Below are 26,529 nucleotides of genomic sequence, written 5' to 3'. Positions count from 1 at the left end.
ATCGCGCTGCGCGCAGATCCAAGTTCCTCTCGCTCCCGCAGCTTATGCTCGACGTCACAAGGGCACCTTGAAAGCCCGGACCAAGCAAGGCGTTGCCACGATGATCCGTAGACGCGGACGCGGGCCATGCCGATGGAGAGGACCACCACCATGACCAAAGTGATGACCGCCCCGCCCTCGACCAAGGCGGAGATTGTCGATGTGCCCTTCGCGCACCGTGAGCTTGTCGAACGGTTGAGCCCAGGCGGGCGCTACATCGATGCGCAGAGCGACGTCGACAGCCCGTGGGTGCCCTTCGGTGACAATGCGGCGATCAAGCACCTGGCCTTTGATGTGCGCCAAGGCATCTTCTCGAACATCCTGTGGATCAAGGAGCCGGGCGTGGTGGGCACGCACCTGCATCGCGGCACGATCATGATGGTCTGTCTCGAAGGCTCGGTGAAGTACCTGGAGTACGACTGGGTCGCGAGCCCGGGCGGCCTGATCCTGGAAGTACCGGGCGAAAGCCACACGCTCGTCACCGATCATCCGCAGGGTGTGAAGCTGTTTGGCTGGATGCAGGGACCCATCGAATTCTACGACGAGAACGCCAACTACGTCGACACGGCCGATGTCTGGTGGTTCATCAACCACTACGAGACCTATTGCCGCGAAAAGGGCATCCCCCTCAATCCCAAGCTCTACGTTTGAGGAGCGCGCTATGGGTACGATGACCGCGCCGCCCTCGAGCGCGTATGAGATCGTCAAGGTTCCCGAGCTCTACGGCGCGCTGATCGGCGCCAAGGGCGTGGAGGGGACCTATGTGGGCGCGTCCGAAGAGGAGAGCCCGTGGGTTCCCTTCGGCGAGAACGCCGCGATCCGGCACCTGGCCTTCGATGTGCGGCAGAACGTCTATTGCAACGTGTTGTGGATCAAGCAGCCGGGCGTGATCGGCACGCACAAGCACCGGGGGCCGGTCTGGGCGATCGGACTGGAAGGCTCGTTCCGCTATCTCGAATACGACTGGGTGTGCCGCCCGGGCGACTTCATCACTGAAACGCCGGGTACGGCGCACACGCTTGTCACCGACGACCCGAACGGCATGAAGGCGCTGTTCTGGATGCAGGGTGCCAACGAGTTCTTCGATGCGCACGGCAACCACGTCGAGACGCTCGATGTCTGGTGGTTCATGAATCACTACGAGACCTACTGCGCCGAACATGGCCTCACGCCCAATCCGCAGCTCTACCTGTGAAGACGCTTGACCAGTTCGACATCGCGGGCCGCTCGGGTCTTGTGACAGGGGCCGCCTCGGGCCTGGGCCTCGCCTATGCCGAGGTGCTGTGCGAGGCGGGGGCGCAGGTCACGCTTACCGACTATGACGGCGAAGGGGCCGAGCGTGAGGCCGCGCGGCTTCGCGAGGAGGGCTATGCGGCCCGCGCTGCCCGCGCCGATGTCGCGGACCTGGCCGAGATCGCCGCGGCCTTCGATGGCCATGTCGCCGCCTATGGCGGATGCGACATCGTCTTTTCCAATGCGGGGTACGATGCGGGCAACGGTTTCTGGACGCCCGAGGACACGCGCAACCCGCAGGGTCAGCTCGATGTCTACGATCCGGCGGCCTGGGAGCGTTCGATCCAGGTCAACCTCACCGGCCAGTTCCACACCTTGCGTGAAGCCGCGCGGGTGATGAAGCGCAACGAGGAACGTACCGGGCGGCGCGGAGGCTCCATCGTGTGCACCTCTTCCAACGCGGCCGTTGTCAACGAGGCCATCGTGGGCGTGCCCTATATGCCTGCCAAGGCCGGGGTGATGCACTTCATGCGCCACGCCGCGCTGGAACTGGCTGCCTTCGGGATTCGGGTGAACGCCATCGCGCCAGGGCCCTTCGTCACCAACATCGGCGGGGGCTGGCTGAAGACGAACCCGGAGGCCCGCAAGGCCTGGGACAAGCTGGTGCCGACAGGCGCCGTGGGGGAGGTCCACCAGATCAAGCCGCTGGCGCTGCTGCTCGCTTCGGATGCGGGGAGCTACATGACAGGGGCCCACGTCATGATCGACGGGGGCATGCAACTGGGGCCGGTCAAACCGCTGACCGGACTGTGACCGCCCCTTCGGATCGCACCGAACAACGCCGAGGAGATACGCCATCAAGGCTGCCGTATTCCAGGGCCTGCACGAACCGCTGGCCATAGAGACGATACCCGATCCCACGCCTGATGCAGGTGAGGTCGTGGTGAAGGTCGCGCGCTGCGGGATCTGCGGGTCGGACCTGCACATGACCGAGGACGCGGCCTACGGCTGCCAGCACGGGGATGTCCTGGGGCACGAGTTCGCAGGCGAAGTGGTTGGCCTGGGCCGGGAGGTGACAGGCCTTGGCATCGGGGACCTCGTCTCGGTGGTGCCTTTGCGCAGCTGCGGCCAGTGCGAGGCGTGCCGCCGGGGCGAGGTCGCCTGGTGCCGCGAGTTCAGTCTCCAGGGCGGGGGCTATGGCGAATATGCCGTGACCCGGCCCAACCAGTGCGTGCCGCTCCCTGCCGATGTCTCGCTCGCCGACGGGGCGATCATCGAGCCGCTTGCGGTTGCGCTGCACGGCGTAGGGCTAAGTGGTATCAAACCCGGAGACCGGGTGCTGATCCTGGGCGCGGGCCCGATCGGCCTTGCCGTCGCTTTCTGGGCGCGGCGCTTTGGCGCGGGAGCCGTGGTCCTGCAGGACGTGGTGCCGGATCAGGAACCGCGCGCCATGGGGCTGGGCGCGAGCGGCTTCGTCGTCAATCCTGAGGATCCTGTGGGGGGAAGCGATGCTGCGCTTGGCGGCAAGGCCGACATCGTCTTCGAGTGCGTCGGAAGGCCCGGGCTGATTGCGCAGGCGGTCGAACAGGTGCGCGCGCGTGGGACGATCCTGCTCCTGGGCCTGTGCACGCAGCCCGATACCTTCAATTCCTTTGCGATGCTGTCCAAGGAAGTCCGGCTCGTGACCAGCGCCTTCTTTACCCGCAGCGAATACGAGGCGGCGCTGGACGCGCTGGCGAGCGGTGCCATTGCGCCGCGCCTGCTGGTGAGCGAGACCATCGCGCTCGACAAGGTGCCCACGGTCTTCGAAGCGCTCAAGAGCGCGGGCCACGGCCAGTGCAAGGTCCTGATCGCGCCCTGATCTGTGATGCGCTTACCATGACGGCAAAAGGAAAGGGCCGGGAGCCTTGCGGCGGACCGGCCCTCAAGGGTGGGTGACGCGTTCATTCTAGACCCGTTTTGCAAAGTGGGCTTGGACAAGTGCGCAGACGCATCGGGAGCTGCGCGCAATCGTCCAACCGGGCGCGGTCTCAGCCGCGCTTTCGCCATTCGCGCGGCGAGGCGTCGTAGCGGCGGCGAAAGCACCGCGCGAAGTAGGCGCTGTCATTGAAGCCCAGTTCGAAGGCGATCTCGGTGATCGAGGTGGCGTGATCGCTGGTGAGGCGATCGGCGGCGCGTTCGAGGCGGGCGTTCAGGATATGGGCAGACGGGGTCGTACCGAGCGTGGCAAAGCCGTTCTGCACCGTGCGGGGGGACACGCCCAGCGCTTGGGCAATGCTGCCTGTGCGCAGGTCCGGATCGCCAAGGTGGGTCTCGACATGGCGCAGCAGCTGGCGCGCCAACGGGGGCGAAGTGTCGACTGCAGAGCGAGGCTGGCGGCTTTCGTGCAGGGTCAGGCCCAGCATATCGTAGAAGACATTGGCCATCGCGCCTTGCCAGCTCGCATCGCCGGGAATGGGGAACTGCGCGTTGCCGGCCTGCCGCCAGAGCGACTGCAGGAAATCGATAAGGACGCGACCACCCGCCAGGCTGGTGGCGCGGATGCGGCGTGAGAGCACGCTGTCGAGAGCCTCGCAGCGCTGCAGGATGGGCGCGCCGGGAAATTCCACCACCAGCAACTCGTGCGCCTCCAGGTCCATCTCGTAGCCGGTGGCGGCAGAAGACAGGACGAAGTCGCCCGGTTCCAGGACGATGTCGTCCTGCCCGCAGCCCTGGCGATGGCGGCAACGTCCGCGGGTCTGGAGGTGGAGGATGATGTTGGAGGAACCGGGTGTGCGGTGACGCCGACCGACCTGCGAGGGGCCACCGGCGGGGCGTATCATCTGCAGGTCACCCAGCCGCCAGGTCTGCATGCGTCCATGAAAGCTGTGGTCACCGTTGATGTAGGTGCCTGCGTAAATGCGCTCGGCAAGCTCGTTCCAATAGCGCAGCCGCTGGCTCTGCGGCAGCGTCGACGTCGCGAATGTCTGGATTGCCTCCATCGCACACCTATCCGTCCTCTCCGTTCGGGCTCCGGTCTCGTGATGCACCGGATGTCCCGCTTTCGCCGTGCCTGGTTGGCCCTGTGCGTGCGTGGAAGGATCGGAGGGCGGGGGGCATCTTGTCAAGCGGCGGGGCGGCGCCCGGGCGTGGCACGGAGCCGTCCGGCCGCTCAGGAGCCGCGCACGCGGCGCAGCAGGCGCTTGAGCGGGGCGTGGGCATGCGGGTCGAGGTAATGGTAGACCGCAGTCGCGCGGATCGCTCCGTCGGGGGCCGGTTCGTTGGTGTGCAGCGTGCGGTAGCCCCAGAAGAAATAGAGGTTGCCCGGCTCCAGGACGAGCCGTTCGAACTCGCACGCGCCGCCCGCGTAGCGCCGGGCAAGGCGCTGCTGCGCGCGCGCATTGTCGACCTGCAGCTTGTCGAGCAGGTTGACGGCATAGCTGCGCCGCAAGGGGCGCCGCTGTCGGCCAAGAATGAGCCGCCCTTCGCCTCCGCTGGGAATGAGAATCGGGAGGAGGGCGGTCAGCACATAGGAATCGTAGTGAAAGCGAAGGGCGTGGCGGGCCTGGTCCTGGCCTTCGAGGGCGCGCAGGATCTGGTAGAAGCCGGTTTCGGGTGCCTCACGCCCCGTGGCCAGAGTGCAGAGGCGGCGGCACAGGCTTTGGAATTCGGGCGAATCGCGCAAGGCCTCCAGGAACGTGCCGCCCAGCGGCTCACCATCCCCCACGCCGAAGTACCCCGTAGTGCTGGTCGCCATGCCAGCCTCTGTGAAACGCCGGGCCGCCGCAAGGTCGGCTTCCGGGACGAAATCGGCCACCATCGCATAGCCTTGGGCTTCGATGGTGGCGGCCAGATCGGCGGGGCCAAGGTCGGTGAGCGCGCGGCGCATGGAAGGTGCCAGAATGGGAGACTATCCTTATTTCGCCAGAGGAAAACAGGACGCATGGGCACAGGACGCATGGCGGCGTGCTGGCGGACTACAGGTAGCGTTCGCCGATGCGGATGGTGTCGCCCGGATGGACGTAGATGACCCTGCTCTCGCGGCCGAACCTGACGACCTGCTCGTCCTCGCCCGCGCGGCGCAGATAAGCCTTCTTGCGCGCGGCGCGGTAGGTATAGCCGCCCGCGGTCGCGACGGCCTGCTCCAGTGTCAGGTTGGGCTTGTAAGCGAATTCGCCGGGCTGGTTCACCTCGCCCAGGATGTAGAAGGGGCGGTAGCTCAGGACTTCCACGGTAATGCGCGGGTCCTTTACATAGGTCCCGTCGAGCCCGGTGCGGATCGCATCGGCCAGCTGCTGCGTGGTCGCGCCTTCGGCACGGACGGCTCCGAGCAGGGGGACGGCGACCTGGCCGCCCGAACTGATCGTGTATTCGCCGGTGATCGCTTCCACGTTGAAGACGGTGATCCGCAGCTTGTCACCGGGCCCGAGGCGATAGACCTCGCCGTTCGCCGCAGCGTCTGGCTCGGGCCGCGCCGCGGGGCTGGCGGCGTCGCGGGCCTGCAGGGCCGGCGCGGCTGTGGCCAGGACGAGCGCCATGACCAGGCGAAGTTTTCCAATCGAGCGCGGCAATGGACGGTCTCCCTGTCGTCGGGCGGGGCCATTTCCACGTGCCGGTCCAGCCGGACGCGCATACCCCCTGAAATAAAAGCGCCACCCCGGCGCATCCAATTCGTGACATACAAGAGGAGATTAGTACAGATCATTATTTTTGCATCATAACTATTGTTTCATTATGCAACTGTCATGATATGAATAAAATCATAAGTTGACTTGTTGGATTGGTGCGAGACATATCGCAGTTAGTTCTTCTTATTCTATTCGTATGTGCCGGTGCGCCCCATGGGCTCCGGCTGAGGGGGCTAGTTTGGGGGGTATTCGTGTCCATCGGGGGTGTCGGGAGCCGAGCGTATGCCCGCTGCGGTGCCCTTGCGGTCTGCCTCGCTCTGGCCGTGGGGACGAATTGCGCGCGGGCGCAGGAGGCGGGAACGAGCCTTGCCGACGAAGCCCTGGCCAGTTCGGTCGGCGCGCGCTCCAAGGCGGCTTACGACGCGCCGGGCCTGCCGCTCGGCGGCTTTCGCTTCTATCCCAGGGCCGACCTGCGGATCGAATACGACGATAACGTCTTCAATATTGCTCCCGATCCGCGCGGCGATGCCAAGGCAACCTTCGAGCCCGGCTTCGAACTTGTCGAACGCACACCCGATGCCGGTCTTTCGGTGAAGGGGCAGGCCACCTTGACCCGCTACGCCGATCTCAAGGTTCAGAACAACGAGCAGTACAGCCTCGAGGCGGCGGGCCACAAGGCGTTCGGGCCGGTGCGCCTCGATCTCTCCGGGAGCTATGGGCTGCTGGCCGAAATGGCGGGCACGCTGGGCGATGCGGTGATCGGCGCACCGAATACCTATTCGCGCCTCGCGGGCCGTGCCGGGCTCTCCGTGGCCCTCACCAATCTCACCGTGTCGCTCGCCGGTGGGGCGGAGCGTTTCGACTACCGTACCATCCGGCTCGAGGGGCTCGATGTCCTCCAGAACTACCGCGACCGCACCGCGACGACACTGGGCGGGCGGGCGTCCTTGCGGCTTGGCCCGGCCCTCCGCGTCTTCGCACAAGGGCGCTACAACTGGCAGGACTACCGGCAGGATTTCGGGACCATCAGCCAGGATTCGCAAGGCTACGCGCTGTCGGGCGGTCTCGCCTTCGGTTTCAGCGAGTTGCTCAGCGGCGAGGTGACGGTCGGCTACCTTTCGCAGGACTACGACGAGCCTGCCTCGGGCACGGTTTCGGGCATGACCTATTCCGGGCGCCTTGTCTGGAACGTCACCACGCTTGTCACGGTCAAGTTGAACGGCGCGCGGACGCTGGAGGCAAGCCCCTTCTTCAACCAGCCGGGGGTCATCCAGGACAGTATATCTCTGGATGTGGATTACGATTTGCTTCGAAATTTAATAGTTTCCGTGAATACATCGTATCTGTACTATGATTACTTCGGCTCGGATCGACGGGATCGTCAGTTCCGCATCGGGGCGAATGCTCGCTGGCTTCTGGGAGACAGGTTCGAAGTGGGGCTGGGGTTCAGCCACCGCGATCAGTCGAGCCGCGGGTTCGAGGCCCGGCCCTTCACGGGATCGACCGCTTTGCTGAGCGTGCGGGTGAAGTTCTGATGGTGCCGGTGGATCGGTCCTATCCGGAGCGGGAGGGAGACGCCCGCAGGCGCGGTGCCCTTCCCCCAATTGAATGCGCAGGAGTGTGAGGCTGTCATGAACAATTCCCTTGTCGTCCATCGCGGCAGCCAGCTCCAGGCCGACCTGGCCCAGGCCTTTCCGGCGATGGCCGCCCCGCCCGAGGACCGGCTCGACCTTCGGGCGATCTACTTCGCCTTGCGGCGCCAGCTGACCGTTATCGTGGTCGTGGCGGCGGTCTTCGTGGCGCTCGCGGCGCTGGTGACGACGCTGCAGACGCCCCGGTACACGGCCAGCGCGCGCGTCGTGCTCAATTCGCTGGAAGAGCGCACCACCCCGCGCGGCGAGGGGGCGGGCGCACTGCCCCCCGATTCCGACCAGGTCGACACCGAGGTCGAGGTGATCCGTTCGCGCGAACTCGCCCTTGACGTGGCGCGGGCGCTCAAGCTCGATACCAACCCGAATTTCGCGCCCGGATCCGGCGCGGGACTGCGCAGTCGGATCAAGGCGCTGGTGGGGATGGGCGAGGCGGAGGCACCCAGCCCCACACGCGAGGAACGCCTGGACGCCATCGCCGAACGTCTCCAGGGGGCTCTCGCGGTCGAGCGCATCGGCACCACCCACGCCTTTTCGATCGCCGTCACCGAGGCCGATCCCCGCGATGCGCAGGCGATCGCCAACGAGTATGCGACGCAGTATTCGCAGTTCTACCTCAACCAGAAGCGGGCCAGTGGCGCGCAGGCCGCCGGTTTCCTGTCGCAGCGGCTCGAGGAGCTGCGCCAGCAGGCGCTCGACGACATGGCGCGGGTGCAGCAGTACCGTATCGCCAACAACCTCTTGAGCACGACGGGAGCCTCGCTCTCCGAGCAGGAGATTTCCAGCTACAACCAGGAAGTGGCCTCGGCGCGCGCGTCGGCCGCCGCCGACCGGGCGCAGCTCGCCACCGCCCGCGCGCAGCTGCGCCGGGGCTCGGCCGGGGACGACGTGGGCGAGGCGCTCAACTCCGGGGTGGTAAGCTCGCTGCGCTCCAAGCGCGCCGAAGTCGCAGGCCGCGTCGCCGCGCTCGAGGCGCAGTTCGGACCGGGCTATCCCGCTCTCCAGAGCGCGCGCTCCGAACTCGACATGGTCGACGCGCAGATCGCCTCGGAAATCAAGCGCATCATCTCCAACCTCGAAGCCAAGGTGCAGGTCTCCTCGGGGCGGCTTTCCTCGCTGCAGGGCTCGCTCGGCTCGGCCAAGGGGGCGCTGGCCTCGAACAACCGGGCGATGGTCGCGCTGACCGATCTCACGCGCCGGGCCGAAGCCTCGCAGGAGCTCTACGACAGCTATCTGGCCCAGTACAAGGAGACCGTGGCGAGCCAGGGGACCGAGCGGCCCGACGCGCGTGTCATCTCCTACGCCGATCTGCCAGAGACGCAGGTTTCGCCCCGGCCCCTCCTGAACCTCGCGCTGGCGCTGGTGGTCGGGCTGGGCGTGGGCGTGGTGATCGGCCTGGTCCGAGAGATGCTCTACACCGGCCTTTCGACGGCCTCGGATGTCGAGCACAAGCTGTCCCTGCGCTGCCTTGAAAGCGTGCCGCAGGTGGGCAGCATCCTGCCCGGCGAGGACGATCCGGTTGAAGCCATCGCCAACGCGCCGATGTCGGGCTACGCCGAGGCGTTCCGGGGCTTGCGGGCCTCGATCAACCATGCGCTGGGGGACACGCGCAACCTGGTGCTGATCACGTCTGCGCTCCCGCGTGAGGGCAAGACCACGATCTCGGCAGGACTGGCCCGGGTGGCCGCGCTGACCGGGGAGCGCGCCGTGGTGGTCGATGTCGACGTGCGCCAGCGCGGAGCGACCCGCGCGCTTTCGGGCGCGCTTCCGCAGGTGGGCCTGCTCGAGGTGCTGCGCGGGGAGGCGACACTCGAGGAAGCGCTGGTTCTGGATGCGCGGCGCGGGGTCTGTGTCCTGCCGATCGTGGGCGAGGCGCACGGGTTGGAGGACCTGCTGGGCAACGGGGAGATGGGCCCCTTGCTGGCCCGGCTTGGCGATGCCTTCGACCTCGTCCTGCTCGATGCCCCGCCGATCTTGCCGATTACCTATACCCGCACGCTGGCAACGCAGGTCGACGGGGTGGTCATGGTCGCGCGCTGGCGGGCCACCGCCGACCATGCGATCCGTGCGGCGCTGCGGCTCCTGCCCGAAGGGCGGGTGCGGGTGGCGGGCGCTGTCCTGAGCCAGGTGGACCTGCGCAAGCAGGCCAAGTTCGGCTACGGCGATGCGAGCTTCTACTACGAGCAATACCGGAGATATTACGCCTGAGAAAACGGGCATGATGGGGCACCGGGGCAGAAGCGCTCCGGGGCCCGGAACGATCGGGTGTGCAAGGTCAGCAAGGTCTGCAAAGGGGGAAAGCGCTGCGGTGAAAGTTCTTTATGTCGTGCCGCCATCGACGCATTTCGCCGGAATGGAGCGGGTCGTCCACGATCTCGCCTGCGGTCTTGCCACGCGCTATCGCGGCCGGATCGAGGTCAGCGTGCTCTATTGCCACCGCTATGTCGAACTGCCCGAGAGCCTGCCCTACGAGGTTTTCTTCGAGGAGGCGGGGAGCCTGCGCGCCTTTCCCAGGAAGGTCGCGCGCCAGCTGGGCCGGGACCGCTACGATGTGGTCGTCATTGCCCAGTTCGAGCCCACCGTGCTGGTCTGGTTGCTGCACCGCCTGGCCCGGGGCAAATCGCGCTTCGTCATGCACCTGCATGGAAATCCCAAGGTGGAAGGGACAACCTCGCGGCGCGCGCGGCTCGCCTTCTCGCTGTTCAACCTGCTGGTGCCGCGCATGGACAAGGTCATTGCGGTCTCCCCCGCGCTGGCGCGCTACCTGGCCTTGCGCACCGGGCATGCGGACGTGGCGGACTATCTGCCCAACCCGGTCCGCCAGTTCGGCGAGGTCGTGCGCACGGCAGGGGCCAGCGGCCCTGTCAGGTTCCTCACCATCGGGCGCCTCGCGCGCCAGAAAGGGCACGATGTCCTTATCGAGGCGTTTGCGCAGTTGATTGGGCAAGGGGTCGATGCGCACCTCACCATCGTGGGTGATGGCGAGGAACGAGACGCGCTTTCTGCGCAGATCGAACGGCTGGGGCTGGCGGGCAAGGTGCGCCTGGCTGGCAAGATCGCCTATCCGGCGGCCGAGCTGGCCGAAGCGGAATGCTTCGTGAGCGCCTCGCGCTGGGAAGGCTTTGGCGTTGCCATTGTCGAGGCCATGTCGGCCGGGCTCCCCGTGATTGCCACCGACTGCGATTTCGGCCCTACCGATCTCATCGACATGCCCGAGAAGGGCGAGGTCGTGCCCGCCGAGGATGCCGGCGCTCTGGCCGCAGCCATGGCCGACTTTGCGTCCCGCGCGCGCGCGCGGGCCGGAGACCGGTGCGGCGCGAGGCCGCCGCCTTCTTCCGCCTCGACAACGTGGTCGCCCAGCACGCGGCCATGCTCGAGGGACTGGCCTGGCGGGGGGACGTGGCGCGTGGCTGATGCGAAGGCCGCAGAGTCGGAGTCGATGCCGGTGCAGGCGGGGGGAGAGGCCCTGGGCGGGCGGACCGCGGGCAGCGCAGCCTGGTTGATCGGCGGGCGCCTGTTTACCAAGTTCGTCGAGTTCCTGAGCCTCCTGGTCCTCGCCCAGCTCCTGACGCCGGAGGATTTCGGCGTCATTGCGATCGCGATGACGCTGGTCACGATTGTCGAGGCCGTGTTCGAACTGCCGATCACGCAGGTGCTGATCGCGCGCCGGGCGATTTCACAGCGCCACCTCGATACCGCCTTCACGCTGAGCGCGCTGCGGGGCGGGGCACTGACGCTGGTGGTCTGGGCGAGCGCGGTGCCCTTTGCCCATTTCTACCGCAACGACACGCTTGTCTGGATGATCCTCGCTCTGGGCGTGGCGCCGGGCCTGCGGGGCATGGGCAGTCCCGGGCTGGTGCTCTACGCGCGCGAGCTCAAGTACCGGCGCGAGATTGCGGCCGAACTGGTGTGCAAGACAGGCTCGCTGGTCTGTTCGGTGGCGGCGGCCTGGTGGCTGCGCGACTATCGCGCGCTGATGGTGGGCATCGTGGCGACGCCCACCATCTGGATTCTCGCCTCCTATGCGCTGGCGCCCTACCGGCCCCGGCTCTCGCTGGCCGAGTGGCCGCTCTTCGCCGATTTCCTCGGTTGGACGACAGGCGCGCAGCTTCTGGCCGCGATCAACTGGCAGTGCGACCGCCTGATCCTGGGCCGGTTCGTCAGTCCGGCGCAGCTGGGTATCTACTCGGTCGCCAACGACCTGTCCTACGTGCCCGAGCAAGCCTTATCCGTCCCATCGTGCGCCCGCTCCTGTCGGTCTTCGCGCTTATCGCAGACCAGCGCGCGCGTCTGGCGACGGCCTATGTCCAGGCCTCGAATGCCGTGCTGGCCATCGGCGCGCCGGTGCTTCTGGGGCTGTGCCTGTTGGCCCAGCCCGCCGTCGCGCTCGCGCTGGGCGACAAGTGGCTGGGGGCCATCCCGGTGCTGCAGTGGCTGTCGCTCACGCTCATCCCGCCGCTTCTGACCGCGCCCTATTCCTCGCTGGCGATGGCGCTGAACCGGCCGCAGGGCCTGCTTGGCCAGCGCGCGGCCGAACTCGTCTTCAAGGTGCCGCTGATGGTGGTGGGCGCGGTCTGGTACGGCATCGAGGGGGCGGTGGGCGCCCGGGCGATCTCCGCGCTCACCACCGCGCTGATCGTGATGGTGATGACGCGCCGGCTGATCGGGGTGTCGGTGTGGCACCAGCTTTGGGCGACCTGGCGCACTCTCCTTGCGAGCGGCGGTCTCGTGGCGGTGCTCTATGCGCTGCGTCCTCGTCTTGCGGACCTTGCGGGGCTGGAGCTGGCGCTGGGAATCGGGCTGGTCGCGGGGCTTGGCATGGCGGTCTATGGCCTGATCCTCGCGCTGGCCTGGCACCAGGCCGGGCGGCCTGCGGGGATCGAGAGCATGGCCCATGACCGCGTGCTCGTGCGCGTGCTCGAACGGCTGCGCGGACCCCGCGCCGAGCAGCGCTCAGCGTGAGGAAAAGCGCAGTCTGATCATCGGGCGCACCGCAGCCATCGGCAGGGTTGCAAGGAGGGCCGAGTATCCGGCGATGGCGATGCGCCGCACGAGCGGCTCGAAGCTGCGCTGGAACGGCAGCCGGGCGGCATCGAGGAGGATGCACAGGCGCGAATCTTCGGGCATCGGGTGGCTGTCGGGCTGGAGCCGGAGCGAGGCGGCGCGCAGCTGGAGAAGGTGGTTCGCGCGGCGCAGGGCCGCGCTTCCCGGCGGCGCCATGCCTCCCATTTCGCAGGCATCCTGGGTTGCCTTGAGGCGCTTGCGCGCGCGTTCGACCTCGCGGGCGAAGTGGCTGACATTGGCCAGCATGTTGGAATCGTTGGCGCCGTGGATGCGGTAACGCACCAGCGGCTGCACGATCGTGACGACTTCGCCCAGGAACGGGGCCATCGCGATGCAGGTGGTGTCGGTCGAGCTGTCCCGGCTGGCATCGAGCGGGAAGATGCGCGCGAGGAAGCTGCGCGCATAGGCATTCCCGGAGCCCGGCGGCGAGGGGTATTCGTTGGTGTAGTGGGCCCAGGCGCGAATGTCGCAGGCGCGGGGCGGCTGGCGGATGTGGGGCAGCAGCGCAGGAAGCGGCTGTTCGTTCTCGTCGACCTTCTGCATCAGCACCTGGACCTTGCTGACCCCCTCATGCCAGACGGCGGCGACCTCGCGTGCGAGCCCGGGTTCGAGCACGTCGTCGGCATCGAGGAACACGACGACATCGCCGCTGGCGAGCGCAAAGCCGGCATTGTTGGCGCGAACCTGTCCGGCGTTGTCCTGGAAGACCGCGCGGACCCGCGCGCCATAGGCGGAAATGACGCTGCGCGAATCGTCGCTGGAGCCGTCGTCGATGACGATCACCTCCACCTCGGGCCAGTCGAGCCCGAGCGCACTGTCGATCGCCCGCGCCACGAACCGGCCGTAGTTGTAGTTGGCGATAATGACGCTGAAACGCAGGGACGCTTCCATACGGTCTCCGGATGCGTATTCGGAATATTAGGTGATGCTGGTATTTGCTGGCATCTGCAATAATTGTATTTATCTGATGTATTGCTTTAAGTCTTCAAGTAAAGTTAAATTAGTTTTTAAACTTTAGTATTGCAAAGTAGATCTGTTTTGGTTCTATGGCCCGACAGTAAGGGGAAGGCTATGGCGAGAGGAATTGTCGTCGTTATTGCGAGTGTGAACCGGCCGCGCGAATTGGGGCGCTGGGTGGAGCACATTGCCAGGCAGACCCTGAAACCGTGCGAGATGATCTGGGCGGTGACCTCGCAGGCCGATCTGCCCGAGGGATACGAACTTGGTAGCGTCACACAGGGCTTCTCGATCCTGGAGTGTCCGGTGGGATTGACCCGCCAGCGCAACCGCGGCCTCGCGCATATCTCCAGCGACCCGGAATATGTCGTCTTCTTCGATGATGACTACGTGCCGACCGCAAGCTGCCTTGCCGATATCGTGCGCGCCTTCGAAATCATGCCCGAGGTGGTCGGCCTTACCGGCACGATGCTGGGCGACGGCATCTGTACGTGCGGGATCGAGTACGAGGAAGCCCGCGCGCTCGTCGAGCGCTACGAACAGGACCGGGTCTTCCCGGAAAGGCCATCGCTGGAGCCCTGGGAAGGGCTCTATGGCTGCAACATGGCCTACCGTGCCGCGGCGATCGAGGGGCAGGAGTTCGACGAGAACCTTCCGCTCTACGCCTGGCAGGAGGATGTCGACTTTGCGGTGCGCGTCGCCAGGGGGCGCCCGATGGGCCGCACCGACGCCTTTGCCGGTGTGCACCAGGGGATCAAGGGCGGGCGCGGCAGCGGGCGGCGGCTGGGCTATTCGCAGATCGTCAATCCGCTCTACCTTCTGCGCAAGGGGAGCATGAAGTGGCGCAAGGCGCTGGTCATGGCGAGCCGCAACGTGATCGCCAACCACGTCCGTTCCGCGCGGCCCGAACCCTGGATCGACCGGCGCGGGCGCGTGGTCGGCAACTGGGTAGCCTTGTGGGATGTCGCGCGCGGGCGCGTCGATCCCATGCGCGCGCTTGAACTGTGATGCACGGCCCGGTCGCGGTAGGCGGGCACGCGCCGTGCGGAGGCCGGGATGAACAGGCCGCGGGCGAGCTCGTCATCAACGGGCGCTTCCTGTGCCAGCCGGCCACCGGCGTTCAGCGCGTCGCGCGCGAATTCGTGCTGGCGCTCGAGCGGCTGCTGGTGCGCGGGGAGTTTCCCGGCCTGCGCGCGCGGCTCGTCGCACCGACTGGGGCCGAGTTCGGCTCGCTGAACCTCGCCCGCATCGCCACGCAGCATCTGGCGGGCGGCACGGGCCATTACTGGGAACAGGTGACCCTGCCGCGCCATGCCGGGGGAGCGCACTTGCTGTGCCTGGGCAACCTTGCGCCCTTGCGCAGCCTGATTGCGGGCGCGCCGGTGGCGGTCATGCTGCACGATCAGTCCTTCCGCACCTTCAAGAGCGATTACAGTTTGCCCTACCGGCTCTTTCACGAGGTGGTGGGCCACTTTCTCGTGCGCCGTGCGCGCCCGCTCATCACCGTCTCGCAGACCGAGGCCGAGGCCATTCGCGCGGCCAATGGCGGGCGCCCGGAGCAACTGGTGGTCGCGCCCAACGGGAGTTGGATGAATGACGAACCCGCGCCTCCCCGTCCGGCCCCGGACACCGCAGCGCCACCTTACGTGCTGCACGTGGGGGGCTTTTCCGAACGCAAGAACGTGGGCCGCGTCTTTGCCGCCGCCGAGGTTCTGGCGGGCGATGGCGTGGAGGTCCGGCTGGTCGGTCGGCCCAATGCGCGCTGCGAGGAATGGCTTGAGGGCCTTTCGCCCGAGGTTCGCGCCAAGGTGCGCTTTACCGGCTTCGTCGACAACGCGCAGCTGACCCGCCTCTACAGCGAGGCGGCCTGCCTCATGTACCCCTCGCTCTACGAACCTCGGGCCTCCCGCCGAGCGAGGCGATGCGGCTGGGCTGCCCGGTCGTGGTCTCGGACCTGCCGGTGCTGCGCGAACGGTGCGGGGAGGCTGCGCTCTATTGCGACCCGCTCGATGCGGCGAGCCTGGTGGCCCGGGTGCGCGACGTGCTCGGCGATCCGGTGCTGGCGCGCCGTCTGTCTCAGCGCGGGCAGGCGCGTTCGCAGATCTTCAGCTGGGAGAACCAGGCGCGCATCATCGTGCGCGCGCTTGTTTCTGCATCCTGATTTCGCGCCGCCGGTGGTCTGGCGGGCGGCCGCATCTTCATCCGGAATGGGCCGGTACGGGACGGCGCCAGGTGGCCACGGAGGGGCGCTGTGCGACCGCGGCTGCTCGTGGTAGTGGAAGGCTGCGCAGCGCCAGCGAGATCGCGGCGAAGACCGCGAAATCCCCGCCCGGATCGCACGTCGGCGAGACGACTGCGGCGGGAATGAGTACGCACAGCGCTGCCCATCCGCCCGCCGCCCCGATCATCGTGTTCTCGCCGAACTGGCGGCCCAGGCGCGGCCCGCAGTAGGTCGAGATACGCAAGGGGCGAAAAGCTCGCGCCAGGTGGGCGAGAAAGGCCAGGCTGCCGATCAGCCCCGTGGAGCCAAGCATCGCGGTGACGAAGCTGGAGGAGCGGAAGCTGCCCGGGCCGATGCCGATACCATAGGAGGCGAAGAAGGCGTCGATCCCGATGCGCGCCCAGAAGGCACGCTGGATGCCCGATTCGCTGTCCTGCTTGTCGATCGTTGCGCGGCGCAGGATCGTGCTCATCAGATCGATGAAGGCGGGCCACAGGAAGGCGAGCGCACAGACCGCGATCAAGAGCGCCAGCGCGGCGCCCGCCAATGTCAGGCCCTTGCGCGCATCGAGGTGCTGGGGGGCCAGCAGCAGGCGCAGGCCCACGATGATCCCGTAGCCGCCAAGGCCCAGGTACGCGGTCGAGGAGGTCGAGAAGAACAGCACCAGCGCCAGCGCCAGCGCGGCGGGACCGGTGCGGCGCGGCAGGATGTCGCGCAGCCAGCATTCGAGGAGGAACACGAACCAGCCGAAGGCAAATCCGACATAGGCCGAGGGTTCTGTGAAGATTCCCGTCAGGCGCACCATCCGTAGGCGGTCTGATCGGTCTGGGTGTAGTTGGCGTTGCGCAGGACATCGACGAGGAGATCGAAGGGCGTCCCCTTGAGCACTGCGGCCAGCACGCCGAGCGTCGCGTGGATCCAGGCCATGATGACGCCCATCTTCACGAAGCGCCGTCCGGCCCCTTCCTCCTGCATGGCCAGGTAGGCGACGATCCCGGCGCAGACCGTGCCGAGGAGGTAGACGGTGACTGTCACGTTCTGCGGCGAGGGCGCCAGCGGGACGGTGTCGAAGAGCGTGCGGGTGGGGCCCGTCGCACGCATGGCCGTGACCTGGATGCTGTCGCGAAAGAAGCTTGGCGCCATCGTGGCGGCGAGCACGCCGTAGAGCGCGTAGATGGCCAGCCAGGCATTGGCCCGGATCGCTCCGCGTGCCTCGCGCCAGCGCTGGCTGTTGGGGAGTGTCATGCGGGCCAGCGCGAAGACCAGCGCGAAGGGCGCAGGCGGCACCGAGGAGCCACCAAGCGCGGGAAGCTGCGCCGCCGCCGATCCGCCGAGCAGTGTGCAGGCCATGACCAGCAGCAGCATGTCCATCATCCCCCCGCGAAACATGAGGAAGATCCCGATGATCGCGATGACGAGGCCGATGTGGGTGAGGATCATGGCGGGCTTCCTGGCGGGCTCAGGCCGAAATCGCCTGGGGGGCAGCGGGATGGGGCCGGTGCCCCAGCGCCTGGGCGCGCTCGACAGTTTCGAGAAAGCGCGTGCGGAACACCTCGGGGCTGAAGCGGCGGGCCTGGCGCACCGCGGCCTCGGGGACGAAGTCGGCTTCCCAGCTCTCGAAGCGGGTGAGCGCGGCGTTGAGTGCGGGGGCCGAGTTCTCGTGGAAGAAGAGCCCGGTTTCACCCTCGACCACGGTTTCGAGCGCGCCGCCCCGGCCATAGGCGATGACCGGCCGGCCCGAGGCCATGACCTCGACCGGGATCATGCCGAAGTCCTCCTCGCCCGTGAACACGAGTGCGCGAGCGCGGGCGTAGGCCGCGCGCAGCGCGGTGAAGTCGAGACGGCGGGTAAAGCGCACGTTGGGCGCGGCGCGCGCGCGCAGCTCCTCGAACATGGGCCCATCGCCCACGACGTGAAGCTTGCGCCCGCTCGCTGAGAAGGCATCGACCGCGAGGTCGGGGCGCTTGTAGGAGACAAGCTGGCCGACCCAGAGATACTCCTCGTCGTGGGTAGCGCTCGGGGTGAACAGCGCGGTGTCGACCGGCGGATGCACGACGCGGGCCTCGCGTCCCCAGAACTTGCCGATGCGCGCGCGGATATAGGCGCTGTTGGCCATGATGAGATCGCTGCGCGCGGCGCTGGCGACATCCCAGGTGCGCAGGGCCGGGGCGAACAGCGGCATCGAGATCCGCGCGCCCAGCCCGCCGGTGCTGCGGTACTGGTGGTACTGGTCCCAGATGTAGCGCATCGGCGAGTGGCAGTAGGTGACGTGGGTGGCATCGGGCCGGGTGATGACACCCTTGGCCGGCCCCGCCTCGCTGGAGATGACCAGATCGTAATCGGTGAGGTCCAGCGCTTCCAGGGCTCGCGGCATGAGCGGCAGGTACTTCTGGTAGTGGGTGCGGGCGCCCGGCAGGCGCGCGATGAAGGTGGTCTCGATCCGGCGCGCGCGCAGCTTGTCGGAGAGTTTTGCCGGGTCGACGACATGGGTGAAGATATCGGCCTCGGGGAACATGTCGCAGATGTGCTCGAGGACACGTTCGCCGCCGCGCATGCCGACAAGCCAATAATGAATGATCGCTGTTCGCACCGAGTACCCCGTCATGTCTTCTTTCATGAAGTAATAAATATATAGATCGCGATGTGTCGGCTGGGAAGGCGTATAATTTAGGTATGGTGCAGTATAGTCACTTTTATTGATTTCATGTTTATTGACAATTGTGCTGATGTGTATTGCTGTATGGGCTGAAATAAAGCCTGCGCACGGTCTTCTTGCCGATCCGGGAAGAGGCGCGCGGCGGGCAGGTGCGGGACAACAGCCAAGGGGGCCCCATGAACACGATGTACCAGGATGGAACCTACTTCGAGAACAACCCGGCCTGGCACGAGGCGGACTCGCCCTGGAAGGCCAATCACATCAAGAACATCCTCCTCGACAACGGCATCGCGCACGAGACATTGTGCGAGGTCGGCTGCGGCGTGGGGGGGATCCTTCTCAATCTCGAGGAGATGCTGCCCGAGGCCCGGCTGAGTGGATATGAAATTTCGCCCCAGGCCTTCTCGGTTGCGAACACGCGGGGGACCGAGCGCACGCAGTTCTACTTTGGGGACATCACGAAGGCCGAGGATCCCGATTTCGATGTGCTCATGCTCATCGACGTGATCGAACATGTCGACGACTACATGGCCTTCATGAAGAGCCTGAAGCCGATCGGGCGCTACAAGGTGCTGCACATTCCGCTCGACCTGTCGGTGCAGTCGCTCGTGCGGGTCTCGCCGATCCTCAACCAGCGGCGCGATCTGGGTCACATTCACTACTTCTTCAAGGACCTGGCGCTGCGCGCGCTCGAGGACTGCGGCTACAGGATCCTCGACTGGCGCTACACCGCAAGCCGGCTGGAATTGCCCGACCAGGCGCTTCTCAGCCGACTGATGAAGCTGCCGCGCCGCCTGCTTTACGCGCTTTCGCCCGATCTCGCGGTGCGCGTGGTGGGGGGCTACTCGCTGCTCGTCCTCGCTGAGTGAATCGAAAAGGCCCCCGGCACCGCGCAGGTGCCGGGGGCCTTCCCCTCGTTGGGAGCAGGGGGGCGGCGTGACCCGGGCGGGACGACCCGGATCACGCCGTTCGTGCAAGGGTCACTCGGCGGGAACCGGGCGGCCCGTCTCGCACAAGGCGCGTACGAGGTTGGTCTGCTGCAGGCGGCGCGGGACCCAGCGGCTCTGCAGGCTGGCGGCGATGGTGCGGCCATAGAAGCCCGCGATGCGGTCGTGGTGGGGCAGGCACCAGCCTCGAAGCGGGTGAGGTACCCGCGCAGGCGCAGGGCTTTCTTCTCGATCAGGTGCCAGGAGCCATAGGCCACGAGGCAGATGATCGGCGTGGCGACGAACAGGTTCACCCACCAGAAGCGCAAGTCCGGCAGCGTCGCCGAAACCGCCTGCTGGATCGGAAAGCCGTAGAGAAAGATGCCATAGGAATAGTCCCCGCTCGACACCAGCGAGGAGCGCGGGGGATTGGTGAGGCCAAGATAGACCGTGACATAGGCCAGCGGCAGCGCGGCCAGCGAATTGGCCAGCGGCATGTAGAGCAGGACCAGGCTGACGAGGGCGGCCGCTACGCATAGCGCCGGGCTCCAGGGCAGGCGGTCACGCAGGCGGTAGAGCAAGGAACCGTAGAGGAAGGCAAGCACCAGCACCGGGCCGCGCAGGATCCCCTCGTCCTGCTGGGGATCGAGGACGATCCAGGCGCTCGCCGCGATCTGGAGGGCGATACAGCCGAACACGAACAGCGCGGGCACGCGGTACATCTGGAAGATGTAGAACAGGGCGATCGCGATGTAGCACTTGAGCTCGAAGGGCAGGGTCCAGAGCTGCGCGTTCACCTGCGTCGCCGGATTTGTCAGGAAGACGCCGGGCAGGTCGTACTGGACGATGCCCAGCATATTGAGCGCGTAGCGCTGGAACACCGGATCGGTGACGTAGAGGTCAAGCGCATAGGCGGTGAAGAGCGGGCCGATCACCAGCATGGCGATCAGCGATTCGACCGCCAGCGCGGGAAAGATGCGCAACACGCGAAGGCCCAGGAAACTGATCAGCGTGCGCGAGCGCTCCAGGCTTCCTGACACCAGGAACCCACTGAGCGCGAAGAACATCGGCAGGATTGCGGCCCAGATCGGGCGGCTGGGGCCCAGCGCGAGCGCGGTCTGGGTCTCGGTTCCATAGGACGTGATCGCGGTGTGCCAGACCACGATCATCGCCGCGAGCCCGATACGCAGGTAGTCGAATCCCGCCGGACGCCCGCGTGTCGCGGCCAGTTGTTCACTTAGCATCATGATCTCGTCTCCAGTGCCTGCCGCGGATTCGCTTTTCCCCGGCGCCGGTCCCAAGTGCCAAATAGCCGCAATCAGCATTTATTGCGGATTTCTTATTTGCTCCAGCACAATGGACTTCGGCGCGAAGTAGTAATATTTGGCATTGCCTTTATTGATCCATATTTATTGTATTTGCAATTATAGAAATAGAGAGTAAATTAATTAAGCGGTCTTGAGCTGTTGGGAGGGTCCGGTGTCTTGGGATCGTTCTTTTGGAATTCTGCAGAACCTTCGGCGGATCGCGCAGGCGCGGTGCCCGGGGGTATGATGGAGGTGCTTCCCAAGCTCGCCCCTGTGCCTGGGGGGCGGCATCGCCGGTTCGGGCTGGGGGGGCTTGCCGTTCTGCTCGCCGGTGCGTTCCTCGTTACAGGAGCAGGGCGCGGCGACGTGGCCGCAGGCGCTGCGCCGCGGCTGGGAGAGGCCCTTGCGCTCGAGCGCTTCACGCTCACGTTCGAGGAGAATTTCGACGAGCTCGACGTCTCGGCCTGGGGGCCGGGGACGCGTTGGATCGCGCATACGCCCTGGGCCGGGGATTTTGGCGATGCGGTGTTCCGCGATCCGCAGCCCGACGGGCCCTTCCATGTCGAGGCGGGGATTCTCACCATCGAGATGCGCGAGCACGAGGGGCGCTGGGAATCGGGTCTGCTTTCGGCCGCCGACAGCGCCTCGCGCGGGTTTCTGCAGTCCGGGGGCTATTTCGAGATGCGCGCGCGCCTGCCCGGCGGACCGGGGGTGTGGCCCGCCTTCTGGCTGGGCTCGAACGCGCAAGGAGGCAGGCCCAATCCCGAGATCGACGTGCTGGAATATTACGGCCAGTTCCCCGATGCCTACCTCGCGACCACGCATGTCTGGCAGGACGGAAAGTCACAGGCGGGCGAAACCTATCGCGTCGATGTTCCGGCCCATTCCCTGGAGCAGGAATTCCACACCTTCGGGGTCGCGATAGACCGCGATTTCGTCACCTTCTACCTCGACCGCAAGGTTGTCGCGACCGAGCCGACACGCGCGGAATACCTGCAGCCGATGTTCCCGATGGTGAACCTGGCTGCAGGCGGCGGCTGGCCGATCGAGGGCATGAAGAGCCCCTCGCGCATGCAGGTCGACTATGTCCGCGTGTACCGCGCCAAGGACGAGGCGGGATCATGACGGGGCCTTACGAACAGCTCGATTTTCTCCTCGGTTGGCGAGACGTTGCATGCGCATAGTCCACTATCTCAATCATACGTGCCTGGGGAACGGGCATGTCGCTGTCGCGGTCGACCTGGCCTGCGACCAGGTCAATGCCGGGCACGATGTCTATGTCGTCAGCGGCTATGGGGACCTTGATGCCCTCCTCGTGCGCAACGGGGTGAAAGTCATCCAGTTCGGCGATTCGAAGGGCCCCCTCAAGCTGGGGATCATGGCCTGGCGGTTCTGGCGCGCGGTACGCCGGATCAAGCCCGACGTGGTCAACGCGCACATGGTCTACGCCGCGCTTTCCGCGCGCATCGTAAGCCTGTGGCAGCGCTTCGGGCTGGTCACGACGGTCCACAATTCCTTCGACGAACAGGCCAACCTCATGCGCGTGGGCGACCGGGTGATCACCGTCAGCGAGGCGGTGGGCGAGGACATGCACGCACGCGGTATCCCCCGCGCCAAGCTGCGCACCGTCACCAATGGCACGGTCGGGGGGGTACGCCGCCCCGTGTTCTTCGGCGCGCCGGTCTCGCTGCAGCATCCCGCGATCGTGACGGTCTGCGGCCTCCATTCGCGCAAGGGGGTCGATTACCTGATCGATGCCTTCGCCACTGTGCGCAAGCGCTATCCCGGCGCGCATCTCTACCTCGTGGGGGGCGGGCCCGAGCAGGCCGACTTCGAGGCGCGAGCCGAGGCGTCGGGCAGCGGGCACCATATCCATTTCATGGGCTACCGCGACGATCCGCGCGACGTGCTCGCCAGCGCGGACCTCTTCGTGCTCGCCTCGCTGCGTGATCCCTGTCCGCTCGTCATCTTCGAGGCGCGCGAGATGGGCAATCCCATCATCGCCAGCGCCGTCGACGGGATCCCGGCCGCGCTCGGTCATGGCCAGCGCGGGGTGCTGGTGCCCCCGGCGGACAGCGATGCGCTGGCGCGCGAGATGACACGTCTCCTCGGCGATGAGCGCCTGCGCGAGACGCTCTCGAGTGCCGCGCGCGAGAACATCGCGGAGATTTCGGTGCGGCGCATGTCGCAGGAGACCCTGGCTGTCTACCGCGAGACGCTGCCGCCGAGGCTGCGGGAGGCCGAGGAGCAAGCGCCCACGGTGCGTCCGCGGCGCGCCTTGCCGCGTGATGGAATTGCGGAAACGGGAGGAGGACGAGGATGAAGGGCGTCGATCTGGAAGGCATACGCGTGATCTCGTGCGATGTCTTCGACACCCTGCTTCGGCGCAACGCCACGGCCGAGCCGGGGCGGGTGCGTCACGTCGCCGAGCGGGCTGCGGCCATGCTCCTTCGCGAGCGCGGCCTGCTGGTGAGCAAGGAAGCGCTGTGGCGCGCGCGTCGCAACGTCCAGCACCTCGCCTACCGCGCGCTCGACATGGCCGATCCGACAGGCGAAGTGACCTTCGATGCCCTGGTTCAGGGCATGGCGCTTTCGCTCGGGCTTGGCCCGGCCGAGGCGCAGGTCCTCGCGCGGGCGGAGATCGAGGTCGAGCGCACGCAGCTCGCGCCGAACACCTCGTTGCTGACCTGGCTGAACCGGCGCGCCTGCGAGGGCATCCGGATCATCGCGGTGAGCGACACCTGGCACACCGCAGCGACCATTCGCGGCCTGCTGGACGACCTGGCCGAGGGGCACCCCATTGCGAAGGTCTATACCAGCGCGGACCTCGGTGCGACCAAGCGGACCGCGGCCATCTTCCCCAAGGTGGTCGACGCCGAGGACGTGCCTGCCGGTGCCTTCCTGCACATAGGCGATGATGCCCAGGCCGATGAGCGCATGGCCCGCAGCGCCGGGCTTCGTCCCCATCGTATCTTTGCCCCGCGGCTCGTCATTCTCGAGCGCCGTCTCGATGCCGCGCGCGCGCGGCTGGCCCGCAAGATGCCGGAACGCTGACCATGAACTTTGCTCTTCCCCTGTTTCCCCGCGGCGACCTCGCAGCCGAACGTTTCGGTTGCGAGGTCCTGGGGCCGATCTTCGCCGAGTTCGCGCAGCGCCTCTGGACGTTCCAGTATTACATGCCGGAAAAGGACGACACGTGCCTGCTGTTCTGCGCCCGCGGAGGGCTGCGGCTGCGGCAGATCTACGAGGCGTTCCTGGCCGCGAGCGGTCTGTCCGCGCCCTTGCCCCATGCCGATCTGATGATTTCGCGGCTGGTCGCCGCGCGCACCGGGCTCGCCGGACCGGGGCCGGCGCTGATCGAGGAACTCGGCCGTGAATTCGAAGGCCAGACCATGGCCGAGGTGGTTCTGGCGCTTACCCAGGATCCGTCGATCCGGCTCGGGCCGGAATGGCATCACCCGTTCGAAGCCGACACCTTCGTGGCCTTGCTCGAAGGCGAATCGGGGCGCCTGGTACGTCAGGTCGTCGGGCGTCTCGACGGCGCGTTTCGTCGCCACCTGGATCAGGTCAGCCAGGGACGCGGGCGCGCGATCCTGTGCGACACCGGCCTTTATGGAAGTACTATCCGTCTGCTTCAGGAGGGCGTCCCCCAGGTGCAGTGGTTCGCGGCGCAGTTCGCGCGCAGCAACTACAAGCGCTTTGCCACGCCCCACTTCGACGTGACGGTGGGCCTCAGCGTCGAGCAGGATGGCTACTGCCCCTGGAATGCGCGCACCTGTGTGTTGCGCTTCTGGCATCTCATCGAGTCCGTGCTGGAGCCGGACCTGACCAGCGTGAAGTCCTTTTCCAACGAGCCGGTGCCGCGCTCCAATCTCGAGGAGCCGGGCTGGCAGGAGCGGATCGGCGAGGACACGCAGGGGCTTTTCACGGGCGTTCTCACCTACCTGGGCGGTCTCTCGCCCGAGCAGCTGCCTGGTATCGAAACCGCCGCTGAAGAGGCCTGGGAACGGCTGCGTCAGGCGATCATCTGGCCAGGCCGGCAGGACCTTGCGGTTCTCTCCCTGTCGCCGCGTGCGCGCGACTTTGGTCGGATTGAAGCCGTCCACCAGTTTCCGGAGGGCGGGGCGATTACCTCCAGTCTCTGGCGCGAAGGGGCCGTGGTGCAGCGCTATCGCCGGACCGGACGGCTTGGACTGGCGCTGCTCGAAGCGGCGCACAGCCTGCGTTTCCTCAAGCGCTGGTCCGCAGCCCGCCGCGCCTGAACACACCCGGAGAGCTGCCCCCTTGTCCACGCGGCCCTGGGGGCTTCGCGCGCCCAAGGCGCTGGTTGTCCCGCACGCGCTATTCGATTATCCCTCGTGGGACAGTTTCGTCAGGCTCCATCGCGGTGATGGAATGGCCACGAACTGCGACTTCGCGTTGGGCACATGATTGGCGATCAAGGACGACAGGACCAACAACGCCCTGGCCAGGGACGGCAAGGCCAGGGGCGACGGGGCCAGGGAAGGCTGGGCGCGCCCCGCGTTGCGCCGGGATTGGTCTCTGGAGCCGGGAAGGCGCGGATCAAGCCGTGGGTGTGGTTCGTCGCCGCACTGGTTAGCCTCGGGCTCTGGGGGGTGATCTTCCAGGTCCTGTGATCGCTCAAGGTCCCCTGACCGCGCAACGGGAGGTCAGTAGCACCCCTTTGCGCTCATCATCATCGGGATGGTCTGAAGGCAGATACCCAGGTCTCCCAGGAAGCTGCGGTCCTCGACATAGCGAACATCGAGCCGGACACGCTCCTCGTAGCTGACATCGTTGCGCCCGCTCACCTGCCACAGCCCGGTCAGTCCTGGGCGCAGGGCGCAGTAATGCGCGAAGTGATCGCCATAGCGCACCGCTTCGGCCTCGACGATGGGGCGTGGACCGACCACGGACATGTCCCCCTTCAGGATGTTCCAGAGCTGGGGCAACTCGTCGAGGCTCGAGGAACGCAGGAAACCGCCGACAGAGGTGATGCGCGGATCGTTGCGCAGTTTCTGGTCGCGCATCCATTCTGCGCGTGCCGCCGGATTCTCCGCCAGCAGACGGGCAAGTTGCACATCGGCATCGGTGACCATCGAGCGCAGCTTGTAGCATAGGAACAGGCGGCCATCCTTGCCGATGCGGCGCTGTGCGAAGATCACCGGCCCCGGGCTCGACAGCTTCACCGCGAGGCACAGCAGGGCGAACAGCGGGAGGAAGATGACGATCAGGCTCACCGCAAAGAGTATGTCGAAAGAGCGTTTCATGGCGCACAACTTGATCGCCTGCAGATCGCTGGTTTCGCCGGCTGCATCGGAACCCGGCTCATGCGTTTCGACATCATTCTCGGGGTGGGGTGTCGGCGTCGGCGTTGCAGACATGACACTGACCTCATCCGGCCCGTTCCATTTCGGCTGTGCACGCATCTTCCCACCCTCCAGCCATCATACGCGAGGCTCAAAACGCCGTTAACTATCCGCTAAGAATATGATCAGGGCTATTTTCGTCAAGTAAAAATATAATCCCCATGAATCTATATTTCTCAATGTCGCGAATGATGTTTTATATATTCAAGTAATGTTGAATTAAAATATGAAGTTCTTTGGCTTCTTGTGAGTCTGTGTATTTTGTATTGCGCTTTACGCTCAGGGGCGGGGTGGATCTACGCCATCGCATCCCTGACTGCGGGGCGGGACATGCGCGCGGAGATCTCGGTGGGAGCTGAACGAGCCCTGTTTTGTCGGCGCGAGTGTCCTCATCCCGGAGAGTGGCTTCGGGGACGCATGGGGGGGGCGATGAGCGGCGTTCGGCTCTCACGCACAAAGATTCAAAAAACTGAAAAAAAGGGTTTGACCGAATCGCGGGGC

The 26,529-nt window shown here is 66.2% G+C and carries 23 protein-coding genes and 1 pseudogene; 15 read left to right on the top strand and 9 right to left on the bottom strand.

What is annotated here, in order from left to right; genetic code table 11:
• Positions 1-150: 150 nt before the first annotated feature.
• Genes MBENS4_RS07145 through MBENS4_RS07130 form a run of 4 tightly spaced genes read left to right on the top strand, consistent with a single transcriptional unit; the run spans position 151 to position 3,133 of the window.
• Entirely contained in the window at positions 151-690 is a 540-nt protein-coding gene (locus tag MBENS4_RS07145) for a 2,4'-dihydroxyacetophenone dioxygenase family protein (protein WP_039391938.1), read from the top strand.
• Positions 691-700: 10 nt separating this feature from the next.
• Positions 701-1,234 carry a 2,4'-dihydroxyacetophenone dioxygenase family protein gene (locus MBENS4_RS07140; protein WP_039389706.1) on the top strand — a complete coding sequence of 178 codons (534 nt, stop codon included), beginning with the start codon at positions 701-703 and terminating at the stop codon, positions 1,232-1,234.
• A complete protein-coding gene (locus MBENS4_RS07135; RefSeq protein WP_039389705.1) occupies positions 1,231-2,085 on the top strand; it encodes an SDR family NAD(P)-dependent oxidoreductase in 855 nt (284 codons plus the stop codon). The genes MBENS4_RS07140 and MBENS4_RS07135 overlap by 4 nt, the downstream gene beginning before the upstream one ends.
• 43 nt (positions 2,086-2,128) lie before the next feature.
• Entirely contained in the window at positions 2,129-3,133 is a 1,005-nt protein-coding gene (locus MBENS4_RS07130; RefSeq protein WP_039389703.1) for an alcohol dehydrogenase catalytic domain-containing protein, read from the top strand.
• Positions 3,134-3,302: 169 nt separating this feature from the next.
• Here MBENS4_RS07130 and MBENS4_RS07125 read toward each other — a convergent pair whose 3' ends face one another.
• The 3 genes from MBENS4_RS07125 to MBENS4_RS07115 form a co-directional block, all read right to left on the bottom strand.
• Entirely contained in the window at positions 3,303-4,253 is a 951-nt protein-coding gene (locus tag MBENS4_RS07125) for a helix-turn-helix domain-containing protein (RefSeq protein ID WP_039389701.1), read from the bottom strand.
• A 170-nt stretch (positions 4,254-4,423) separates the two neighbouring features.
• Entirely contained in the window at positions 4,424-5,140 is a 717-nt protein-coding gene (locus tag MBENS4_RS07120) for a hypothetical protein (protein WP_052322075.1), read from the bottom strand.
• Positions 5,141-5,228: 88 nt separating this feature from the next.
• Complete coding sequence (locus MBENS4_RS07115) at positions 5,229-5,822, bottom strand: polysaccharide biosynthesis/export family protein (protein ID WP_039389699.1); 594 nt, start codon at positions 5,820-5,822, stop codon at positions 5,229-5,231.
• Positions 5,823-6,130: 308 nt separating this feature from the next.
• Here MBENS4_RS07115 and MBENS4_RS07110 point away from each other — a divergent pair, with 308 nt between their 5' ends.
• The 4 genes and pseudogenes from MBENS4_RS07110 (at position 6,131) to MBENS4_RS23955 (ending at position 12,490) form a co-directional block, all read left to right on the top strand.
• Positions 6,131-7,414, top strand: a complete 1,284-nt coding sequence (locus MBENS4_RS07110) for an outer membrane beta-barrel protein (RefSeq protein ID WP_159108027.1) — start codon at positions 6,131-6,133, stop codon at positions 7,412-7,414.
• A 96-nt stretch (positions 7,415-7,510) separates the two neighbouring features.
• Positions 7,511-9,736: a GumC family protein gene (locus MBENS4_RS07105; protein ID WP_039389696.1), complete on the top strand. Its 2,226-nt coding sequence runs from the start codon at positions 7,511-7,513 to the stop codon at positions 9,734-9,736.
• A pseudogene (locus MBENS4_RS23960) lies at positions 9,693-11,890 on the top strand (oligosaccharide flippase family protein); the annotation flags it as partial. The gene MBENS4_RS07105 and the pseudogene MBENS4_RS23960, both read left to right, overlap by 44 nt.
• 3 nt (positions 11,891-11,893) lie before the next feature.
• Positions 11,894-12,490: a polysaccharide biosynthesis C-terminal domain-containing protein gene (locus MBENS4_RS23955; protein ID WP_052322073.1), complete on the top strand. Its 597-nt coding sequence runs from the start codon at positions 11,894-11,896 to the stop codon at positions 12,488-12,490.
• Here the strand turns inward: MBENS4_RS23955 and MBENS4_RS07095 are convergent.
• Positions 12,482-13,483 carry a glycosyltransferase family 2 protein gene (locus MBENS4_RS07095; RefSeq protein WP_039389694.1) on the bottom strand — a complete coding sequence of 334 codons (1,002 nt, stop codon included), beginning with the start codon at positions 13,481-13,483 and terminating at the stop codon, positions 12,482-12,484. The two genes, MBENS4_RS23955 and MBENS4_RS07095, sit on opposite strands and share 9 nt — an antisense overlap.
• A gap of 180 nt (positions 13,484-13,663) precedes the next feature.
• On the opposite strand from MBENS4_RS07095, the gene MBENS4_RS07090 reads away from it, so the two are divergent.
• Both MBENS4_RS07090 and MBENS4_RS25295 read left to right on the top strand, forming a co-directional pair.
• Positions 13,664-14,557, top strand: coding sequence for a glycosyltransferase family 2 protein (locus MBENS4_RS07090; protein ID WP_039389692.1), 894 nt, complete (start codon positions 13,664-13,666; stop codon positions 14,555-14,557).
• Positions 14,557-15,825, top strand: a complete 1,269-nt coding sequence (locus tag MBENS4_RS25295; RefSeq protein WP_144400867.1) for a glycosyltransferase — start codon at positions 14,557-14,559, stop codon at positions 15,823-15,825. Before MBENS4_RS07090 ends, MBENS4_RS25295 begins: the two co-directional genes overlap by 1 nt.
• Here MBENS4_RS25295 and MBENS4_RS23950 read toward each other — a convergent pair.
• Genes MBENS4_RS23950 through MBENS4_RS07075 form a run of 3 tightly spaced genes read right to left on the bottom strand, consistent with a single transcriptional unit; the run spans position 15,748 to position 18,375 of the window.
• Positions 15,748-16,575 (bottom strand): hypothetical protein, encoded by an 828-nt coding sequence (locus MBENS4_RS23950; protein WP_052322072.1) that lies wholly within the window; start codon positions 16,573-16,575, stop codon positions 15,748-15,750. The genes MBENS4_RS25295 and MBENS4_RS23950 overlap by 78 nt on opposite strands.
• A complete protein-coding gene (locus tag MBENS4_RS23945; RefSeq protein ID WP_052322071.1) occupies positions 16,563-17,210 on the bottom strand; it encodes a hypothetical protein in 648 nt (215 codons plus the stop codon). Before MBENS4_RS23945 ends, MBENS4_RS23950 begins: the two co-directional genes overlap by 13 nt.
• Before the next feature lie 19 nt (positions 17,211-17,229).
• Positions 17,230-18,375: a glycosyltransferase gene (locus MBENS4_RS07075; protein WP_144400866.1), complete on the bottom strand. Its 1,146-nt coding sequence runs from the start codon at positions 18,373-18,375 to the stop codon at positions 17,230-17,232.
• A gap of 227 nt (positions 18,376-18,602) precedes the next feature.
• Here MBENS4_RS07075 and MBENS4_RS07070 point away from each other — a divergent pair, with 227 nt between their 5' ends.
• Positions 18,603-19,295, top strand: coding sequence for a class I SAM-dependent methyltransferase (locus tag MBENS4_RS07070; RefSeq protein WP_039389688.1), 693 nt, complete (start codon positions 18,603-18,605; stop codon positions 19,293-19,295).
• On the opposite strand, the gene MBENS4_RS07065 is transcribed toward MBENS4_RS07070, so the two are convergent.
• Positions 19,268-20,599 (bottom strand): acyltransferase family protein, encoded by a 1,332-nt coding sequence (locus MBENS4_RS07065; protein WP_052322070.1) that lies wholly within the window; start codon positions 20,597-20,599, stop codon positions 19,268-19,270. The genes MBENS4_RS07070 and MBENS4_RS07065 overlap by 28 nt on opposite strands.
• A 303-nt stretch (positions 20,600-20,902) precedes the next feature.
• Between MBENS4_RS07065 and MBENS4_RS07060 the strand changes: the two genes are divergently transcribed.
• The 4 genes from MBENS4_RS07060 to MBENS4_RS07045 are packed head-to-tail and all read left to right on the top strand — an operon-like array spanning position 20,903 to position 24,921.
• Positions 20,903-21,784 carry a glycoside hydrolase family 16 protein gene (locus tag MBENS4_RS07060; RefSeq protein WP_052322069.1) on the top strand — a complete coding sequence of 294 codons (882 nt, stop codon included), beginning with the start codon at positions 20,903-20,905 and terminating at the stop codon, positions 21,782-21,784.
• A 49-nt stretch (positions 21,785-21,833) separates the two neighbouring features.
• The gene (locus MBENS4_RS07055; RefSeq protein ID WP_052322068.1) at positions 21,834-22,982 is read left to right on the top strand and encodes a glycosyltransferase family 4 protein; all 1,149 of its coding nucleotides are present in this window, start codon (positions 21,834-21,836) and stop codon (positions 22,980-22,982) included.
• Complete coding sequence (locus MBENS4_RS07050; protein WP_039389686.1) at positions 22,979-23,713, top strand: HAD family hydrolase; 735 nt, start codon at positions 22,979-22,981, stop codon at positions 23,711-23,713. Before MBENS4_RS07055 ends, MBENS4_RS07050 begins: the two co-directional genes overlap by 4 nt.
• A gap of 2 nt (positions 23,714-23,715) precedes the next feature.
• Complete coding sequence (locus MBENS4_RS07045) at positions 23,716-24,921, top strand: hypothetical protein (protein WP_039389684.1); 1,206 nt, start codon at positions 23,716-23,718, stop codon at positions 24,919-24,921.
• Positions 24,922-25,329: 408 nt separating this feature from the next.
• Here MBENS4_RS07045 and MBENS4_RS07035 read toward each other — a convergent pair whose 3' ends face one another.
• Positions 25,330-25,929: a sugar transferase gene (locus tag MBENS4_RS07035; protein WP_039391926.1), complete on the bottom strand. Its 600-nt coding sequence runs from the start codon at positions 25,927-25,929 to the stop codon at positions 25,330-25,332.
• Positions 25,930-26,529: the final 600 nt, after the last annotated feature.

Origin of the sequence: Novosphingobium sp. MBES04 (genome assembly GCF_000813185.1) — a bacterium.
Lineage (GTDB): Bacteria > Pseudomonadota > Alphaproteobacteria > Sphingomonadales > Sphingomonadaceae > Novosphingobium > Novosphingobium decolorationis.
The sequence above is the reverse complement of the archived record's forward strand: the minus strand, read 5'-3'. Positions and strand labels throughout refer to the sequence as shown.

Excerpts from the sequence above, each read along its gene's own strand:
- MBENS4_RS07090 (WP_039389692.1), top strand. The coding sequence starts at position 13,664 with ATGGCGAGAGGAATTGTCGTCGTTATTGCGAGTGTGAACCGGCCGCGC.
- MBENS4_RS23950 (WP_052322072.1), bottom strand. The coding sequence starts at position 16,575 with ATGGTGCGCCTGACGGGAATCTTCACAGAACCCTCGGCCTATGTCGGA.
- MBENS4_RS07145 (WP_039391938.1), top strand. The coding sequence starts at position 151 with ATGACCAAAGTGATGACCGCCCCGCCCTCGACCAAGGCGGAGATTGTC.
- MBENS4_RS25295 (WP_144400867.1), top strand. The coding sequence starts at position 14,557 with ATGCACGGCCCGGTCGCGGTAGGCGGGCACGCGCCGTGCGGAGGCCGG.
- MBENS4_RS23945 (WP_052322071.1), bottom strand. The coding sequence starts at position 17,210 with ATGATCCTCACCCACATCGGCCTCGTCATCGCGATCATCGGGATCTTC.
- MBENS4_RS07065 (WP_052322070.1), bottom strand. The coding sequence starts at position 20,599 with ATGATGCTAAGTGAACAACTGGCCGCGACACGCGGGCGTCCGGCGGGA.
- MBENS4_RS07140 (WP_039389706.1), top strand. The coding sequence starts at position 701 with ATGGGTACGATGACCGCGCCGCCCTCGAGCGCGTATGAGATCGTCAAG.
- MBENS4_RS07125 (WP_039389701.1), bottom strand. The coding sequence starts at position 4,253 with ATGGAGGCAATCCAGACATTCGCGACGTCGACGCTGCCGCAGAGCCAG.
- MBENS4_RS07055 (WP_052322068.1), top strand. The coding sequence starts at position 21,834 with ATGCGCATAGTCCACTATCTCAATCATACGTGCCTGGGGAACGGGCAT.
- MBENS4_RS07060 (WP_052322069.1), top strand. The coding sequence starts at position 20,903 with ATGATGGAGGTGCTTCCCAAGCTCGCCCCTGTGCCTGGGGGGCGGCAT.
- MBENS4_RS07075 (WP_144400866.1), bottom strand. The coding sequence starts at position 18,375 with ATGACGGGGTACTCGGTGCGAACAGCGATCATTCATTATTGGCTTGTC.
- MBENS4_RS07035 (WP_039391926.1), bottom strand. The coding sequence starts at position 25,929 with ATGAAACGCTCTTTCGACATACTCTTTGCGGTGAGCCTGATCGTCATC.
- MBENS4_RS07120 (WP_052322075.1), bottom strand. The coding sequence starts at position 5,140 with ATGCGCCGCGCGCTCACCGACCTTGGCCCCGCCGATCTGGCCGCCACC.
- MBENS4_RS07105 (WP_039389696.1), top strand. The coding sequence starts at position 7,511 with ATGAACAATTCCCTTGTCGTCCATCGCGGCAGCCAGCTCCAGGCCGAC.
- MBENS4_RS07045 (WP_039389684.1), top strand. The coding sequence starts at position 23,716 with ATGAACTTTGCTCTTCCCCTGTTTCCCCGCGGCGACCTCGCAGCCGAA.
- MBENS4_RS07050 (WP_039389686.1), top strand. The coding sequence starts at position 22,979 with ATGAAGGGCGTCGATCTGGAAGGCATACGCGTGATCTCGTGCGATGTC.
- MBENS4_RS07095 (WP_039389694.1), bottom strand. The coding sequence starts at position 13,483 with ATGGAAGCGTCCCTGCGTTTCAGCGTCATTATCGCCAACTACAACTAC.
- MBENS4_RS07070 (WP_039389688.1), top strand. The coding sequence starts at position 18,603 with ATGAACACGATGTACCAGGATGGAACCTACTTCGAGAACAACCCGGCC.